This window comes from Enterobacter sp. BNK-8 (assembly GCF_048685095.1).
GTDB lineage: Bacteria > Pseudomonadota > Gammaproteobacteria > Enterobacterales > Enterobacteriaceae > Enterobacter > Enterobacter quasiroggenkampii.
The window spans coordinates 675,835-692,337 of record NZ_JBLQTN010000001.1; the positions used below are offsets into that span (position 1 = coordinate 675,835).

Annotated in this window: 15 protein-coding genes; 6 read left to right on the top strand and 9 right to left on the bottom strand. The window is 55.0% G+C overall.

Annotated features, from left to right (window positions below):
* The first annotated feature begins 72 nt into the window (after window positions 1-72).
* A complete protein-coding gene (locus tag ACMGGU_RS03220) occupies window positions 73-3,162 on the top strand; it encodes a beta-galactosidase (RefSeq protein ID WP_420300239.1) in 3,090 nt (1,029 codons plus the stop codon).
* 39 nt (window positions 3,163-3,201) lie between these two features.
* Here ACMGGU_RS03220 and ACMGGU_RS03225 read toward each other — a convergent pair whose 3' ends face one another.
* The gene (locus ACMGGU_RS03225) at window positions 3,202-4,029 is read right to left on the bottom strand and encodes a nickel/cobalt efflux protein RcnA (RefSeq protein WP_420300240.1); all 828 of its coding nucleotides are present in this window, start codon (window positions 4,027-4,029) and stop codon (window positions 3,202-3,204) included.
* 133 nt (window positions 4,030-4,162) lie between these two features.
* On the opposite strand from ACMGGU_RS03225, the gene ACMGGU_RS03230 reads away from it, so the two are divergent.
* A complete protein-coding gene (locus tag ACMGGU_RS03230) occupies window positions 4,163-4,435 on the top strand; it encodes a metal/formaldehyde-sensitive transcriptional repressor (protein ID WP_024906840.1) in 273 nt (90 codons plus the stop codon).
* Here ACMGGU_RS03230 and ACMGGU_RS03235 read toward each other — a convergent pair.
* Window positions 4,428-5,993, bottom strand: a complete 1,566-nt coding sequence (locus tag ACMGGU_RS03235; protein ID WP_420300241.1) for an EAL domain-containing protein — start codon at window positions 5,991-5,993, stop codon at window positions 4,428-4,430. The genes ACMGGU_RS03230 and ACMGGU_RS03235 overlap by 8 nt on opposite strands.
* A 219-nt stretch (window positions 5,994-6,212) precedes the next feature.
* Here ACMGGU_RS03235 and ACMGGU_RS03240 point away from each other — a divergent pair, with 219 nt between their 5' ends.
* Window positions 6,213-6,473, top strand: a complete 261-nt coding sequence (locus ACMGGU_RS03240; RefSeq protein WP_006176933.1) for a type B 50S ribosomal protein L31 — start codon at window positions 6,213-6,215, stop codon at window positions 6,471-6,473.
* A 2-nt stretch (window positions 6,474-6,475) separates the two neighbouring features.
* Entirely contained in the window at window positions 6,476-6,616 is a 141-nt protein-coding gene (gene ykgO / locus ACMGGU_RS03245; protein WP_003859006.1) for a type B 50S ribosomal protein L36, read from the top strand.
* On the opposite strand, the gene ACMGGU_RS03250 is transcribed toward ykgO, so the two are convergent.
* A complete protein-coding gene (locus ACMGGU_RS03250; RefSeq protein WP_420300242.1) occupies window positions 6,613-7,323 on the bottom strand; it encodes a GNAT family N-acetyltransferase in 711 nt (236 codons plus the stop codon). The two genes, ykgO and ACMGGU_RS03250, sit on opposite strands and share 4 nt — an antisense overlap.
* Before the next feature lie 101 nt (window positions 7,324-7,424).
* Between ACMGGU_RS03250 and ACMGGU_RS03255 the strand changes: the two genes are divergently transcribed.
* Window positions 7,425-8,888 (top strand): PLP-dependent aminotransferase family protein, encoded by a 1,464-nt coding sequence (locus ACMGGU_RS03255; RefSeq protein WP_420300243.1) that lies wholly within the window; start codon window positions 7,425-7,427, stop codon window positions 8,886-8,888.
* Here the strand turns inward: ACMGGU_RS03255 and ACMGGU_RS03260 are convergent.
* The 6 genes from ACMGGU_RS03260 to acrA all read right to left on the bottom strand — a co-directional run bounded on the left by ACMGGU_RS03260 (window position 8,857) and on the right by acrA (window position 15,696).
* Window positions 8,857-9,327: a YlaC family protein gene (locus ACMGGU_RS03260; protein WP_252077478.1), complete on the bottom strand. Its 471-nt coding sequence runs from the start codon at window positions 9,325-9,327 to the stop codon at window positions 8,857-8,859. The genes ACMGGU_RS03255 and ACMGGU_RS03260 overlap by 32 nt on opposite strands.
* Before the next feature lie 117 nt (window positions 9,328-9,444).
* Entirely contained in the window at window positions 9,445-9,996 is a 552-nt protein-coding gene (gene maa / locus ACMGGU_RS03265) for a maltose O-acetyltransferase (protein ID WP_045909755.1), read from the bottom strand.
* Between the two features lie 208 nt (window positions 9,997-10,204).
* The gene (locus tag ACMGGU_RS03270) at window positions 10,205-10,423 is read right to left on the bottom strand and encodes an HHA domain-containing protein (RefSeq protein ID WP_008499287.1); all 219 of its coding nucleotides are present in this window, start codon (window positions 10,421-10,423) and stop codon (window positions 10,205-10,207) included.
* A 27-nt stretch (window positions 10,424-10,450) separates the two neighbouring features.
* Window positions 10,451-10,825 carry an Hha toxicity modulator TomB gene (gene tomB, locus ACMGGU_RS03275; RefSeq protein ID WP_008499288.1) on the bottom strand — a complete coding sequence of 125 codons (375 nt, stop codon included), beginning with the start codon at window positions 10,823-10,825 and terminating at the stop codon, window positions 10,451-10,453.
* Between the two features lie 508 nt (window positions 10,826-11,333).
* On the bottom strand, window positions 11,334-14,480 hold the full coding sequence (acrB, locus tag ACMGGU_RS03280; RefSeq protein WP_262796878.1) for a multidrug efflux RND transporter permease subunit AcrB: 3,147 nt from the start codon (window positions 14,478-14,480) through the stop codon (window positions 11,334-11,336).
* A gap of 22 nt (window positions 14,481-14,502) precedes the next feature.
* Window positions 14,503-15,696 carry a multidrug efflux RND transporter periplasmic adaptor subunit AcrA gene (acrA, locus tag ACMGGU_RS03285; protein ID WP_045909753.1) on the bottom strand — a complete coding sequence of 398 codons (1,194 nt, stop codon included), beginning with the start codon at window positions 15,694-15,696 and terminating at the stop codon, window positions 14,503-14,505.
* Between the two features lie 140 nt (window positions 15,697-15,836).
* Here acrA and acrR point away from each other — a divergent pair, with 140 nt between their 5' ends.
* On the top strand, window positions 15,837-16,490 hold the full coding sequence (gene acrR / locus ACMGGU_RS03290; RefSeq protein WP_048225918.1) for a multidrug efflux transporter transcriptional repressor AcrR: 654 nt from the start codon (window positions 15,837-15,839) through the stop codon (window positions 16,488-16,490).
* The last annotated feature ends 13 nt before the right edge of the window (window positions 16,491-16,503 follow it).

Here is a 16,503-nt window from a genome sequence, read left to right on the forward strand (position 1 = left end):
TCGAACGCTTTACCGTCGCAGAGTGCCAGGGCATGTTAACCAAAATTGTGAGCGCTTCGCAAAGAGGTTGATATGTCTCATACACCTTCGCTGACCCTCAGCGACATCCTGGCCCGTCGGGACTGGGAAAACCCCGGCGTTACCCAGTGGAACCGCCTGCCCGCACACGCGCCGTTGCACAGCTGGCGTAATGAATCTTCCGCCAGGGATGACGCTGGATCCCTCAGCAGGCACTCCCTCAACGGGATCTGGCGGTTTAGCTACTTTTCTGCTCCCGAGCGGGTTCCTCAGGCATGGGTCACCGAAGATTGCGCTGATGTCGTCGCGATGCCCGTGCCGTCGAACTGGCAGATGCAGGGGTTCGATACACCCATCTATACCAATGTCACCTATCCGATCCCCGTTAACCCGCCTTTTGTACCGCAGGAAAACCCGACAGGTTGTTACTCGCTCACATTCGACGTGGATGACGCCTGGCTTCAGAGCGGGCAAACCCGAATTATTTTTGATGGCGTGAACTCGGCTTTCCATCTGTGGTGCAACGGGCAGTGGATAGGCTATTCCCAGGACAGTCGATTGCCCGCCGAGTTTGATCTCTCGGCGGCATTACGCCCAGGGCAGAACCGCCTGGCGGTCATGGTCTTGCGCTGGTGCGACGGCAGCTATCTGGAAGATCAGGACATGTGGCGCATGAGCGGCATTTTCCGTGATGTCTCCCTGCTGCATAAGCCGGAGACGCACATTGCGGATTATCATGTGGTCACCGATCTGAATGCGGAACTGGACCGCGCGGTGCTGAAAGTCAAGGTCGCGTTGACAGGCGCTGACTACGCGGAGTGCGACGTGGCGATAACGCTGTGGCGCAACGGTGAACGCTGTGGCAGCACCACCCAACGGCCAGGCTCTGCCATTGTGGACGAGCGCGGCAACTGGGCCGAGCGGTTAACGGCGGCGATCCCGGTTACAGCCCCGGCGTTATGGAGTGCGGAAACCCCGGAACTCTATCGCCTGACGATCGCGCTTTTGGATGCGCAGGGCAACGTGCTGGAGACGGAAGCCTGCGATGTCGGCTTCCGCCGGGTTGAAATCAGCAACGGCCTGCTGAAGCTCAACGGTAAACCGCTGTTGATCCGCGGGGTTAACCGGCACGAGCATCATCCGGAAAACGGCCAGGTGATGGACGAAGCGACGATGCGTCGCGATATCGAGATCATGAAGCAGCACAACTTCAACGCCGTGCGCTGCTCGCATTACCCGAATCATCCGCTGTGGTACCGGCTTTGCGACCGCTATGGGCTGTACGTTGTTGACGAAGCCAACATCGAAACCCACGGCATGGTGCCGATGAGCCGCCTTGCTGACGATCCGCGCTGGCTGCCCGCCATGAGCGAGCGCGTGACCCGTATGGTGCAGCGCGATCGTAATCATCCCTCAATTATCATCTGGTCGCTGGGCAATGAGTCCGGCCACGGTGCAAACCACGATGCGCTGTATCGCTGGGTGAAATCCACGGATCCGACGCGTCCGGTACAGTATGAAGGCGGCGGCGCGAACACGGCGGCGACCGATATTGTCTGTCCGATGTATGCCCGGGTCGATCAGGATCAGCCCTTCCCGGCAGTGCCTAAATGGTCAATCAAGAAATGGATCGGCATGCCGGATGAAACACGCCCGCTGATCCTCTGCGAATACGCGCACGCGATGGGGAACAGCTTCGGCGGGTTCGCGAAATACTGGCAGGCGTTTCGCAGCCACCCTCGCCTGCAGGGGGGATTTGTCTGGGACTGGGTCGATCAGGCTCTGACGAAGCAAGATGAAAAGGGCAATTCGTTCTGGGCATACGGCGGGGACTTTGGCGATAAGCCAAACGACCGACAGTTCTGCCTGAATGGGCTGGTCTTCCCCGATCGCACGCCGCACCCGGCGCTGTACGAGGCGCAGCGCGCGCAGCAGTTCTTCACCTTTACGCGGGTCAGCACCTCTCCGCTGGTGATTGAGGTGCAAAGCGGCTACCTGTTCCGCCATACCGATAACGAAGTGCTGAGCTGGACGGTCGCCCGGGATGGGAAGGTACTGGCTTCGGGCGAGGTGACGCTGGCGATAGCCCCTGAAGGTGTTCAGCGTCTGGAGATCGCTCTGCCGGTATTGAAAGCCGAATCGGGGGAAGTCTGGCTGAATGTTGAAGTGCGCCAGCCGCGTGCAACGCCGTGGTCACCGGCTGACCATCGCTGCGCGTGGGAGCAGTGGCCGCTTCCGTCTCCGCTGTTTGTCGCACCGCCAGCCTCTGCGGGCGAGCCGCCGGTTTTGACGCAAAACGACCGCATCCTGGCGATCGCGCATGGTCATCAGCGCTGGCAGTTCGATCGTGCATCCGGAAACCTGACCCAATGGTGGCGAAATGGCGTGGAAACGCTGATGTCACCTTTGACGGATAACGTCAGCCGTGCGCCGCTGGACAATGATATTGGCGTGAGTGAAGCGACGAGGATCGATCCGAATGCCTGGGTTGAACGCTGGAAAGCGGTGGGCATGTACAATTTCACCTCGCGCGTTCTGTACTGTGAGGCAGAGCAGCATGCGGGCGAAGTTGTGGTCAACACCCTTCACGTCGGGGAGTATCATGGCAAAACGCTGTTCCTGAGCCGTAAAGTCTGGCGGGTGGATGACCACGGGAGGCTGCACGGCGATATTCAGGTGGATATTGCGTCCGATATCCCGGAACCCGCACGCATTGGCCTGAGCGTTCATCTCGCCGAAACGCCGGAAAATGTGTCCTGGCTGGGGCTGGGGCCGCATGAAAACTACCCGGACAGAACGCTGGCGGCACAGCAGGGACGCTGGACATTACCCCTGGCGGAGATGCACACGCCGTATATCTTCCCGACGGAAAATGGTTTGCGCTGTGATACGCGGGAGCTGGTGCTGGGAACGCATCAGCTACATGGCCGGTTCCATTTCTCGGTGAGCCGCTACAGCCAGCATCAGCTGCGGGAGACAACCCATCACCATCTGCTGCGGGAAGAGCCGGGGTGCTGGCTCAACCTCGACGCGTTCCATATGGGCGTGGGCGGCGACGATTCCTGGAGCCCCAGCGTTTCACCGAAATTCATTTTGCAGACACGCCAGCTTCGCTACACCTTTAGCTGGCAGCAAAATCCTTAACGGATCATTGAGATGCGGCCACAGGGCGTGGCCGCAGGCTTACGCCAGAATGCCGCTCAGACCGTGCAGGCTCATATAAATTCCTACTACGGTAATCAGCGCAGCGGAAATCCACGGCGCTTTACGGGAAAGCCCGTTAAACCCGGGCCAGCGTTTTGTCGCGTGCTTGAGGCTTAAGGCGGCAATCGCACCGGAAGCCACCAGGGTTAACGCCAGCCCAATACTGAAGCTGAACACCAGCGTCGCGCCGAGGGCAAAATGCTTCAGCTGCAGGCAGATCAGCAGAACGGTGATGGATGCCGGGCAGGGGATAAGCCCGCCGGTCAGGCCAAACATGACGATCTGTCCTGTGGTGACGTTTTGTCCGCTAAAGCGCCGGTTGATATCCTGCGCGTGCGCGCGCTGGTGGGCGTCCTGCCACTCTTCTTCAACCAGCGGGTGTTCGTGGTGGTGATGTTCATGATGATGGTCATGGTCATGATCATGATGGTGGTGATGATCATGGTCGTGATGATGATCGTGTGGCTGGCTCTCTTTCCAGGTTCGCCACGCCATCCACAGGGCGATCGCAACGATCGCGATCCCTGAGATCAGCTGGAACCAGGGTTCAGACGTATGCGCATCCCATCCCCGCCCAAACCATAAACCCGCCATGGCGATGATCCAGACCACTGCCGTATGGGAAAGCGTGGCTGCCAGGCCGAGCAGGACCGCCTGTTTCAGCGTACCGCGGATAGCCACGATAAAGGCGGCCATCATGGTCTTTGAGTGGCCCGGTTCCAGGCCATGCAGCGCGCCAAGCAGGATGGCGCTGGGAACAAACAGCCAGGCATTACCCTGCTGCAGAAGTGAAGCAAAATCGGTCATGGGGGATTCCGGCGTGGAAAATGTCTGCAAATACTACTCCCCCCCAGTAGGTTAATACTACCCCCCAGTAGAAAAATACTCAGGGGGAGTAGAGCGTGTTATGCTTTAAAAGCCAAAAATAAGGGATAGAGAGATGTCACATACCGTTCGCGACAAGAAAATGTTACTAACTCGGCTGAAGAAAATTCAGGGGCAGAGCAACGCTCTGGAGAAAATGCTGAACAGCGATCACGAATGCGCCGAGGTGTTACAGCAGCTGGCGGCGATCCGCGGGGCGGTCAACGGCATGATGATGCAGGTGATCGAAGGGCATTTAACCGATCATGTGGTGAAAGAACCTGAAGAAGCGCAGCGTGAAGCCGATCTTGGCGTGGTGCTGCAGGTGATCAAATCCTATCTTAAGTAGCGTGCGTGCCGAGGTTATTCTCTGCCCAAAGGATAAATTCCATTTTCGGCAGCGCTTTGCTGTAGTACCAGCCCTGTCCGTACTGCACGCCGTGCTGGTGCAGCCAGGCGAGCTGCCCGGCGGTCTCGACGCCTTCCGCTACCATCGCCAGCTTCAGCGACTTCGCCATTTCAATTATATGTGGCGTCACGTTTTTGTACTCCAGCGCATCCACGAACGATTTATCAATTTTTAGCGTGTCGACGTCCAGATCCTGCAGGTAGCTCAGGCTGGAATAGCCCGTACCAAAATCATCTATATAGACAGGGTGCCCCGAACGGCGGAATGCGGCGATAGCCGGCGCGCTGATTTTGGGATCGGCAAAGCCGCGCTCGGTGACCTCAAGGGCGATTTGGCCCGGGTGGACCTTCCATTTGTTTAGCAAGTGACTCAGCAGCGGCGGCAGCGTGCCGGAGGTCAAATCGGCGGGCGCGAGGTTGATGGAGATATGCTGATCGGGGTGAAGGTGCAGCCAACTGCCCATATCCTCGAACACTTTTTCGATAACGAGCTGCGTCAGCTGAGAGATAAGCCCGGTTTGCTCAGCAAGGGGAATAAAAATATCAGGCGAGAGGCTGCTTCCGTCCGGCTGCGGCCAGCGCGTCAGCGCTTCTGCGCCGACAATTTTTCCGCTACACAGCGCCACGATGGGCTGATAGTGAACCACAAAATCGCGGCTGTTAATGGCGTCAAGTAGGCGGTTGCGCGGCGACTGGATGCGACGCAGTATCCGCAGGACAAAGAGCGCGGCAAGCAGGCTTATCAGGACGCCGAAGGGGAGCCATAAAAGCAGCTGCCGGTGCCAGGTTTCCGCCAGCGGTTTGAGCGTAGCCCATGCGACAACGGTAAACCCCAGTTCAGGTACAGGCTTCATAACGTACATTGAACCGTCGTACTGTATGCTGGTCATCGCCTGACCTTGGATCATGTCACGGATATGCGGATCGAGCGTATTGCTGCTGGCGAAGATACGGTGTGTTGTGCTTCCTACCAGGGCAGCATCAATCGCTATCTCGCCGAAAGGGATGACATCCACCAGTGAGGCCGGATCGACCAGGACAAGGTAATGACCTTGCCCCAGCACGGCCATGTAGCGATGAAACCCAAGATCGTTTTGCGTGGTCAGCCATGCGCTGTAACCGTCTTCGGTAATGCGCATCGGCGGGGGGAAAGGGGCAGCATGGCTGGTTTGCTCAAGAGAGGAGCAGAGCGGCCTGAGGTTGTCGATATAAATCACTTCCTGAACGTATCGCCACGAGAAAGCGACCCGTCGCATCTCTCTTAACTGCAACGGGCTGCACGGCACGCCCTCAAAGGCCTGCAGATGATTAAGCGCTTCTTTCGCCTGATCCACGACCTTGTCGGTGCGTATCAGCACGCGTGAGGCATAGTTTTCCAGCGCATCGACAAATTTATCTTCCGCCTGGCGATGGGCCAGCCAGATGCTCAGGCAAATGGGGACCAGCACGGAAAAGATGAGTACGCCAGTCACCAGACTGACCAGATGTCGGGTTTTCATGCTGTCGTGTCCTTCCTCGTATACCCGTTCCTGAGCACTGAGTTCCCTGCCTGAAGAGAAAGATTTTACCGCGAAATGATATAGTTATAGCACGTGGCTGGCCTGGTTTTCATTTTATCTCAGGTAAACCAGAAAATATCGTCAGAGGGGAGGGGTTGTTTTTTGAATCTGGCCTGGATATTATTTTGTTATGTTATAACAAAACATAAAGGATTGACGATGAAACCCAATATCCATCCCGCCTATCGCACCGTGGTCTTCCACGACACCAGCGCGAATGAATACTTCAAAGTGGGCTCAACCATTAAGACCGACCGCGAAATTGAACTCGACGGTGAAACGTATCCGTATATCACCATCGAGGTTTCTTCAAAATCGCACCCGTTTTATACCGGTAAGCAGAAAACGTTCTCCACGGACGGTAGCGCAGCGCGCTTCCGCAAGCGTTTTGGTGGTTTTCTCAATGCGAAGCGGGGCTAACCATGCAGGTACTTAACTCATTGCGCAGTGCAAAACAGCGTCACCCGGATTGCCAGATAGTCAAACGCAAGGGACGCTTGTACGTGATTTGCAAATCCAATCCGCGCTTTAAGGCGGTTCAGGGACGTAAAAAAAGACGCTAAACGCGCGTTTCTCGCCAGCTTTCCAGGGATCTTTTCTGTTTGCCATCGGCAGTAAAATTGTCGGTGGCAAGCCAGCTTTCAAAGGCGTTCGCCAGCGTCGGCCACTCTTTATCGAGAATCGAAAACCAGTCGGTATCCCGGTTATGGCCTTTTATCACCAGCGCCTGACGAAAACGCCCCTCAAACTGAAAACCCAGACGCAGGGCGGCCTTGCGGGAAGGTTCGTTCAGGCTATTGCACTTCCACTCATAACGCCGGTAGCCCAGGGTATCGAACACATACCGCATCAGCAGATATTGCGCCTCTGTTGACATGGGCGTGCGGCTTAAAAGAGGCGAGAAGTGAACGTGCCCCACCTCCACGACCCCGTTTTTAGGATCGATCCGCATCAGGGACAGCGTCCCGACCGGAGACCGGGTCTGGTTATCGATAACGGTAAAGTGTATGGGGTCGGATAACTCACTCACGCTCGCGACCCATTCGGCAAACTCCTCTGCGGTAGCGTCGGGTTCACGCAGTAGCCACGTCCAGCTGCGCGTATCTCCGGCCAGGGAATAGGCGGAGAATAGCGCGTTGGCATGCTCCACGCGCAGCGGTTCAAGGCGACAATACCGGCCCTGAAACACGACCCGGGATGGGGGCTGACGAGGTTGCCAGTCGCTAAGCGCTTCACCCACTGGCTGTCCGAACTGATTGAATGTCTTCATCTTCATTTCCGTGACGTTGAAAAGAGCTTCAGACTAGTGAATTGCTGGTTCCTTAAAAAGAACCACTGCGCTATGTTTTGATGGTGCCACGAGGAGACGAGATGAATATACCGGGTGATGAATTTTATACCTTGCTCAACGCAGCCCTGAAAAAACGCGGGCAAGAGACGCTCCAGCGCGCGCTTTATCTTGCTTTACGGGAGGCGATTCTGTGCGGAAGACTCCTGTCCGGCAGCCAGCTTCCCGGTTCGCGAACGCTGGCCCAGCAGCTCTCCCTTTCCCGCAATACCGTCAATGCGGCGCTGGACCAGCTCACGCTGGAAGGGTATTTGCAGCGTAACCGCCAGGGAACGCGGGTGGCACAGCTGGCTTACCGTTCGGCCACCCGGACATTGCCGCACCCTGACATCAGGCTCGCCCGGCGGGTTGGCCTGCTGCCTGCGCCGGTGCAGCGGGATACCCCGGTACTGGCATTTACGCCGGGGACACCCGCCATCAACTATTTCCCTCTGCCGCTGTGGCGGCGATTGTACGATCGCGTGATGCGGGAGGAGGGAAATGCCCTGCTGGGGTATGGCGACCCGGCCGGTGAACCGTCGCTGCGGGCAGCGTTTGCCCGGCATCTCGCCCTGTCTCGCGGTATCGACTGCGACGCGAGCCAGATTGTGATCACGGAAGGCGCGCTTGAGGGCGTCAACCTGTGCACAATGCTGCTGAGTGAGCCGGGGGATATCGCCTGGGTAGAAAACCCCGGCTATAGCGGGGCAAAAAGCGCGTTTGTTAAAACCGGCCTGACCATGACGGGGATCCCGGTTGATGACGAGGGGATGTGCTGGGAGGGACTGAATGCCCCTTCTCCCTCGTTAATTTTTACCTCACCTTCACACCAGTTCCCCTACGGAAGCGTGCTCAGCGCCCGACGGCGTCTGGCGCTGCTGGAGCTCGCCCGGCAGCACAACGCGTGGATCATCGAAGACGATTACGACAGCGAATTCCGTTATGCCGGTGAGCCCGTGCCGGCGATGCTGGGAATGGTCAACAATGCGCCCGTGGTTTATCTCGGGACGTTCAGTAAAACGCTGTTTCCGTCGCTCCGAATAGGGTTCATGGTCTTGCCGCCTGCGCTGGCGAAGGCGGTTCGTCCGGCCATCGGCTCGCTGTTGCGCGGTGGGCATCGTGCCGAACAGCGCACGCTGGCGCTGTTTATCGAAGAAGGTCATTATGCCCGTCATCTTGCCGCCATGCGTCGACTCTATCGTAAACGATACCGCCAGCTGCGGGAGGTGCTGGGCGCAGAGCTTCATGCGCCGCACCGTATTCTGGCCGGTGAAGGCGGGATGCATCTGACGCTGGCGATAGACGATATTGATGACCAGAAACTGGTGGAGCAGGCGAGGGCGTTTCAGCTGGCACCCGCTGCGTTGAGCGGGTACTACCTGGAGGCGAAGCAGGGGCAAACCGGTCTGGTTTTAGGTTACGGCAATACCTCTGCTTCTCAGTTTGCGCCGGGGATCCGGCGTCTGCAGGCGCTCATTACGCAGCAGCAGCAGGGCGCGAAAGGGTAAAGACGTCATAGAAAGAGAGCTGACCTTTGGTAGAGACCATTTTTTGCAGCTTCTCTTTTTGCACGGTTTCAACGGCCGGAGAGTGCAGAATGCTGTCGATCAGCTCCTCTGGCACGTAACGCGTGTTGTACCATTCGCCGTTATAGCAGACCCGGAAATCGAGGACGTCGATATCTTCGTAACGGTAGCGCGGATTCACGTCGAAAAAGAAAAAGGCGTTAAAGACCACAAACAGCACAACCAGCAGCCAGACGGAGTCCACCAGCGTTTCAGACTTCAGCATCACAATAAGCGTCGCCAGCCAGGCGGCATACATGGCGACAAACAGTCCAGGATGTTTGCGAATAAAGCTAATGCTAAAGCGCGGGCGATTGTCGCGCTTTTCGCGGAGGTTAAGATCGTCGATGGTGGCGGTGAGCAGGCGCTGTATCTCGGTCATTTTTTGCCTTTATGAGAGTTGACAATACAGGGTGTCTGCCAATTTTAGGGGAGCCATTGGGCTGAAAAAAGTAACAGTCTGGTGCTAAAAGACCATAACAGTTGGCTCCCCACTCCCTCACAGCGTTTTGATGATTTTTGCCGGATTGCCGCCCACGACAACGTTAGCCGGGACGTCTTTCGTCACCACGGCTCCGGAGGCCACCACCACATTATCACCAATGGTGACGCCAGGGTTAATAACCGCCCGACCACCGATCCAGACATTATTCCCAATGGTGACGGGTTTGCCAAACTCCACGCCGCTGTTCCGTTCCTCTGCATCCAGCGGATGGGTGGCCGTATAAATATGCACACCCGGCGCGAGCATGCAGTTATCGCCGATACGAACGGGGCAGACATCCAGCATCACGCAGTCGAAGTTCGCGTAAAAGTTTTTACCCAGAGAGATGTTATATCCATAGTCGCAGCGGAAACTCGGTTCGATATAAGCGCCTTCGCTTTGTCCCAGCAGTTCCGCCAGGATGTTCTGGCGTTCTGTCTTTTCATCGGGCGCGGTGTGGTTATAGCGGTACACCAGGTGGCGGGCCCGCAGTCTGTCGGCCCGTAACGTCTCATCGCCGGGGCGGTAGTGTTCACCGGCAATCATCTTCTGTTTTTCTACGCTCATAGGAAACCTCTCTGGAAAAGATTACCGCAGAGTAATAGGAACAGGTCGGGAGGGGAACGTTCCCGAAAAGCCGATGTGACTGGCGTCACAACAATGTTGCTGATAAACACGTTTTACACGGAGACCTGGCCTGGGCACAGGGAGCATAACGGGATAGGTAAAAACAGCTTAGAACGTGGCGTAGAACTCTACAGACACCCTTCAAACATTAACGGACAAATTTCCATACAGAAGTAGGGATTTTGTCATACAGCTTATTCATGGTCAGTTCAGCAAGACGATGGTCCGCGGCTGAATAAAATACGGCCAGTTCATTATCAGAAAGCTCGTATTTATTCTTTTCAATGACGCGTTCGAGCGTGTCAATTGACTGGCAACGTCGTAAGCGCATCAAATAATCGATTTTTGTGAGTGGTTTATCAGACATAAATTCACCTTAGTAATTGTAATAATTTTAACAGGAAAGACTAACCGGGTTAGCTCTGCTCACGTTGACGAAACAGCGGAATAGCCGGTTTCCCGATTTACGCCATTTTTGCAAATCCTGGGCGTTAATGCCGTAACTACTGAACAACATAAAGGTGTCGTCCAGGTATTCATCAATTTGCTCAATGAGCTTATTATCTTCATTGTACTTAATTTTATAATTAAGTGCGAAGGTTGCGATATGCTCTATCAGCTCATTCAACTGTAAATTGATGGCAGACGTTGGGTCGTTTACCCAGCCATGGTTACTTTCATCAAGGTTGGCAAGGCAGTCATGGTACAAGGATTCGCAGAGAAATTTCAACTGCGCGATATCATGCCTTTTTGGCGAGTACTCGTCCATAGCGCATCCCCTTCTGAGTGATTTCTTACTCACCGAACATCATAGTCGGGATGGATACAACTGACTTAGCTACATGAGTGCTGTGTTCCTGATAACTTAACTATAAGCCACTCCTTCCTGGATTTCATCGCGCTATTACGAAAAATTACAAATAAAACCGTAGACTGCGAGCATGTACGCAATGTTCCGTCCTGGACACCCTTTTTTTATCCAAATTAACGCGATTTTTTATCGCTTCCTTACGTTTCATTGGCTTAGCAAAACGGCCTGAAAAGTTCAGATTCGAACTTCTCTTTGTCAGAACTTCTTATTAGGAATATTCCTAATAGCTTAAGCGGGGAAATGAAATTAAAAAAATCCTGAATTCACCGATTAAGTTATCAGTTAATTATGATATGTCTAATTAAGATGGCAGAAAATAAATAGAACCACAATAAGCGTAATTTATGATTTTTTCTGAAAATGAAAAAGGCCGCTAATGCGGCCTTTTTATCATGTGAAACCGGTATCAGTGAGGTTCTACCGAATGCGTGTGTTCAATATCCTCATTTTTCCGGCTGAAGCGGCGGCGAACCACCACGAAGAACACCGGTACGAAGAAGATAGCGAGTACGGTTGCGGTAACCATACCACCCATAACGCCTGTACCAACCGCGTTCTGCGCACCGGAGCCAGCACCGGAGCTGATAACCAGCGGCAGTACGCCGAGGATAAACGCCAGTGATGTCATCAGGATTGGGCGCAGACGCATACGAACAGCCTCAAGCGTTGCCTCAATCAGACCTTTACCTTCTTTCTCCATCAGATCTTTGGCGAATTCAACGATAAGTATCGCGTTCTTCGCCGACAAGCCAATGGTTGTCAGCAGGCCTACCTGGAAGTACACGTCGTTGGTCAGTCCGCGGAACGTTGCCGCAAGCAGCGCACCGATAACCCCAAGCGGTACCACGAGCATAACGGAGAACGGAATTGACCAGCTCTCGTACAGCGCTGCCAGACACAGGAAGACGACGATCAGTGAAATCGCGTACAGGGCAGGGGCCTGGTTTCCGGACAGGCGTTCCTGATAGGACATACCGGTCCAGTCGTAGCCGATCCCCGAAGGCAGTTTGCTCGCCAGCTCTTCCATCAGGTTCATGGCTTCACCGGTGCTTCGGCCCGGAGCGGCCTGACCCAGGATCTCCATCGATGGCAGACCGTTATAGCGTTCCAGACGCGGCGAACCGTATTCCCAGCGAGACGTTGAGAACGCCGAGAACGGTACCATCTGACCATTGCTGCCGCGCACGAACCAGCTGTTGATATCGTTTGGCAACATACGGTATTGCGCCTCGGACATCACGTACACTTTCTTCACGCGACCGCGGTCGATGAAGTCGTTAACGTAGCTACCGCCCCAGGCGGCGCCCAGCGTGGTATTAATGTCACTGATGGATACGCCCAGCGCCTGGGCTTTCTCCTGGTCGATGTCGATTTTGTACTGCGGCGTATCTTCCAGGCCGTTCGGACGCACGCCGACCAGCAGGTCAGGGTGCTTAGCCACTTCGCCAAACAGCTGGTTACGCGCCTGCGTCAGTTTTTCGTGACCCAGACCGCCCTGGTCAATCAGCTGGAAGTCGAAGCCGGTCGCGGTACCCAGTTCAACAATCGCTGGCAGGTTGAAGGCGAACACCATCGCATCTTTAATCTGCGAGAAGGTGCCCATCGCTCGGCCGGTAATGGCTTCAACCTTGTTCTCTTTGCCCGGACGTTCAGACCAGTCTTTCAGAGAAACGAAGGCAATACCGGTGTTCTGACCACGACCCGCAAAGCCAAAGCCGTTAACCGCAAACACGGATTCAACGTTGTCTTTCTCTTTGGTGAGGTAGTAGTCCGTCACTTCGTCCAGCACTTTCTGGGTACGCTCTTGCGACGCGCCCGCAGGAAGCTGTGCCATCGTCAGGAACACGCCCTGGTCTTCATCCGGCAGGAACGAGCTTGGCAGACGAACGAACAGGAACGCCATCCCCACGACGATGATGATATAGAGCAGCAGGTAACGACCGGTGCTGCGCAGGATGTTGCCCACGCTGTCGGTGTAGTGGTGCGTGCTCTTATCAAACATGCGGTTAAACCAGCCGAAGAACCCTTTATGCTCGCCGTGACCGCCTTTATGAATTGGCTTCAGCATGGTGGCACACAGCGCAGGGGTCAGGATCAATGCGACCAGCACCGACAGCGCCATCGCGGAAACGATGGTAATCGAGAACTGACGGTAAATCGCACCGGTAGAGCCCCCGAAGAAAGCCATCGGGATAAATACCGCAGACAGTACCATCGCGATACCGACCAGCGCGCCCTGGATCTGACCCATTGATTTACGGGTCGCTTCCTTCGGCGGCAGACCTTCTTCCGCCATTACGCGCTCGACGTTCTCGACCACGACGATGGCGTCATCCACCAGCAGGCCGATGGCGAGCACCATCCCGAACATCGTCAGGGTGTTTATCGAGTAGCCAAATATCGACAGGATCGCAAAGGTCCCGAGCAGAACAACCGGCACGGCAATCGTTGGGATAAGCGTCGCGCGGAAGTTTTGCAGGAACAGATACATCACCAGGAACACCAGGATGATGGCTTCTACCAGCGTTTTAACCACTTCGTGAATCGAAATTTTGACGAACGGCGTGGTGTCATACGGGTAAACGATTTTCAGACCTGACGGGAAGAACGGTTCCATCTTCTTCAGCTCTGCGCGGATCGCCGTGGCGGTGTCCAGGGCGTTAGCCCCTGTCGCCAGTTTGATACCCAGACCGGAAGCCGGTTTACCGTTGAACTTCGCGATGATGTCGTAGTTCTCACCGCCCAGCTCGACTTTAGCCACGTCGCGCAGGCGAACCTGGGAACCGTCCTGATTCACTTTCAGCAGAATTTTGCTGAACTCATCGGCAGAGGTCAGACGGGTCTGTGCGATGATCGAGGCGTTAAGCTGCTGGCCTTTCACCGGCGGCGTACCGCCTAACTGACCGGCTGCCACCTGGGCGTTCTGCGCTTTAATCGCATTGATCACGTCAACAGGGGTCAGCTGGAAGTTGTTCAGTTTGTTCGGATCCATCCAGATACGCATCGCATACTGAGAACCAAACAGCTGAACGTCACCCACACCGGAAGTACGGCTGATGGCGTCCTTCATGTTGGCACCCACGTAGTCGGAAATATCCTCCTGCGTCATGGTGCCGTTGGTGTTGATAACGCCGACAACCATCAGGAAGCTGCTGGACGATTTCTCGACGCTCACACCCTGCTGTTGTACTTCCTGCGGCAGCAGAGGCATCGCCAGCTGCAGTTTGTTCTGCACCTGAACCTGCGCAATGTCAGCATCCGTACCTGACTGGAAGGTCAGGGTGATCTGAACTGTACCGGTAGAGTCACTGTTTGAGGACATGTACATCAGGTTATCGATACCGTTCATGTTCTGTTCGATAACCTGAGTGACGGTGTCCTGCACCGTTTTCGCATCAGCCCCCGGGTAGGTTGCGGAGATAGTCACCGCCGGTGGCGCAATCGTTGGATATTGCGCGACAGGCAGCTTCAGGATCGCAAGTCCCCCGGCCAGCATGATGATAATGGCGATCACCCACGCAAATATGGGGCGATCGATAAAGAAATTAGGCATGTCTTAACGGCTCCTGTTTAAGTTAAGACTTGGTTTGTTCTGACTGGCCAGCGGCCGAAGCTTGTTGTTTATCGTCAGATTTCACTTCCTGTGCTTTAACCTGCGCGCCAGGACGAACTTTTTGCAAACCAGAAACAATCACGCGATCGCCATCTTTCAGACCTTCCGTCACCAGCCATTTATCGCCAATCGCCTGCGTGGCGGTGATATTGCGCGTTTCGACTTTGTCATCTGCTCCGACAACCAGCGCGCTCGCATCGCCACGTGGCGTACGGGTCACACCCTGCTGTGGAACCAGAAGTGCGGTTGGATTCGTTCCTTCTTCCAGACGCGCGCGAACGAACATACCTGGCAGCAGATTCTTGTCAGGGTTCGGGAAAATCGCACGTAAGGTGATGGAACCGGTGGTCTGGTCGACCGTCACATCAGAGAATTCCAGGGTACCTTCCTGCGGGAACTTGATACCGTCGTTGGTGATCAGCTCCACTTTGGCTTTGCCGTTTTCCTGTTTCAGGGTGCCGTTAGCCAGCTCCTGTTTCAGGCGCAGGAAATCATTGCTGGACTGCGTGACGTCAACGTAGATCGGATCGAGCTGCTGCACGGTCGCCAGCGCAGTGGTCTGACCGTTCTGCACCAGAGCCCCTTCCGTCACGGAAGATTTACCAATACGACCGCTGATAGGCGAGGTCACTTTGGTATAGGCCAGGTTAATGCGCGCGGTTTCGACGGCCGCTTTGGCTGCCACCACGGCTGCGTTAGCCTGTTGGGCATCCGCCAGGGCGGTATCGTAATCCTGCTGACTGATGTACTTGGTACCGAGCAGTTTTTGATAGCGGTTCAGCGTCAGCTGAGCAATTTTAGCCGCGGCCTGTGCTTTAGCCAGATCGCCTTTCGCGCTTTCATAAGACGCCTGATAGGTTGCGGGATCAATCTGATACAGAGACTCACCGGCCTTCACATCACCGCCTTCGGTGAAGTTACGTTTCAGGATAATGCCGCTAACCTGAGGACGCACTTCCGCAATGCGGTAAGCATTTGTACGGCCGGGTAATTCGGTGGTGATTTGTAGAGGTTCAGATTTGAGCGTCACAACGCCTACTTCTGGCGCCTGCTGAGCTCCTTGTTGAGCCGGTTTGTCGTCACATCCTGTTAGCGCTAAGCTGCCTGAGAGCATCAGAACGACCGCCAGAGGCGTTAACCCTCTGTTTTTGTTCATATGTAAACCTCGAGTGTCCGATTTCAAATTGATCAAGGGTCCTGAGTCTAAAACCCATTGCTGCGTTTATATTATCGTCATGCTATGGTACATACATTCACAAATGTATGTAAATCTGACTCCTGTAAATTCACCCACCTATGGCACGAAAAACTAAACAACAAGCGCTGGAAACCCGACAACACATTCTGGATGTGGCAATACGTTTGTTCTCGCAGCAGGGTGTTTCATCTACCTCGCTGGCACAAATTGCTCAGGCTGCCGGTGTGACGCGGGGAGCGATTTACTGGCATTTTAAAGACAAGTCAGATCTGTTCAGTGAAATCTGGGAGCTTTCAGAGTCCAGCATTAGCGATCTCGAGAGTGAGTATCGGGCAAAATTCCCTGACGATCCACTCTCAGTATTGAGAGAAATATTAGTATATATCCTTGAAGCAACGGTAGTTGAAGAACGTCGCAGATTAATGATGGAAATAATCTTTCATAAATGCGAGTTCGTGGGCGAGATGGCGATTGTTCAGCAGGCACAACGCAGCCTCAGCCTGGAGAGCTATGACCGTATTGAATACAACCTGAATCAGTGCATGCAGGCAAAACTGCTGCCGGCCAACCTGTTGACCCGCCGGGCGGCGATTCTGATGCGTAGCTACATTTCCGGTCTGATGGAAAACTGGCTGTTTGCGCCACAGTCGTTTGATCTTAAAGCGGAGGCCCGCAGCTACGTCGCGATTTTACTGGAAATGCTACAGCTCTGCCCGACGCTGCGCAGTGACGCGCCGTCGCTAACCGCCTGACTCATTTCCAGGA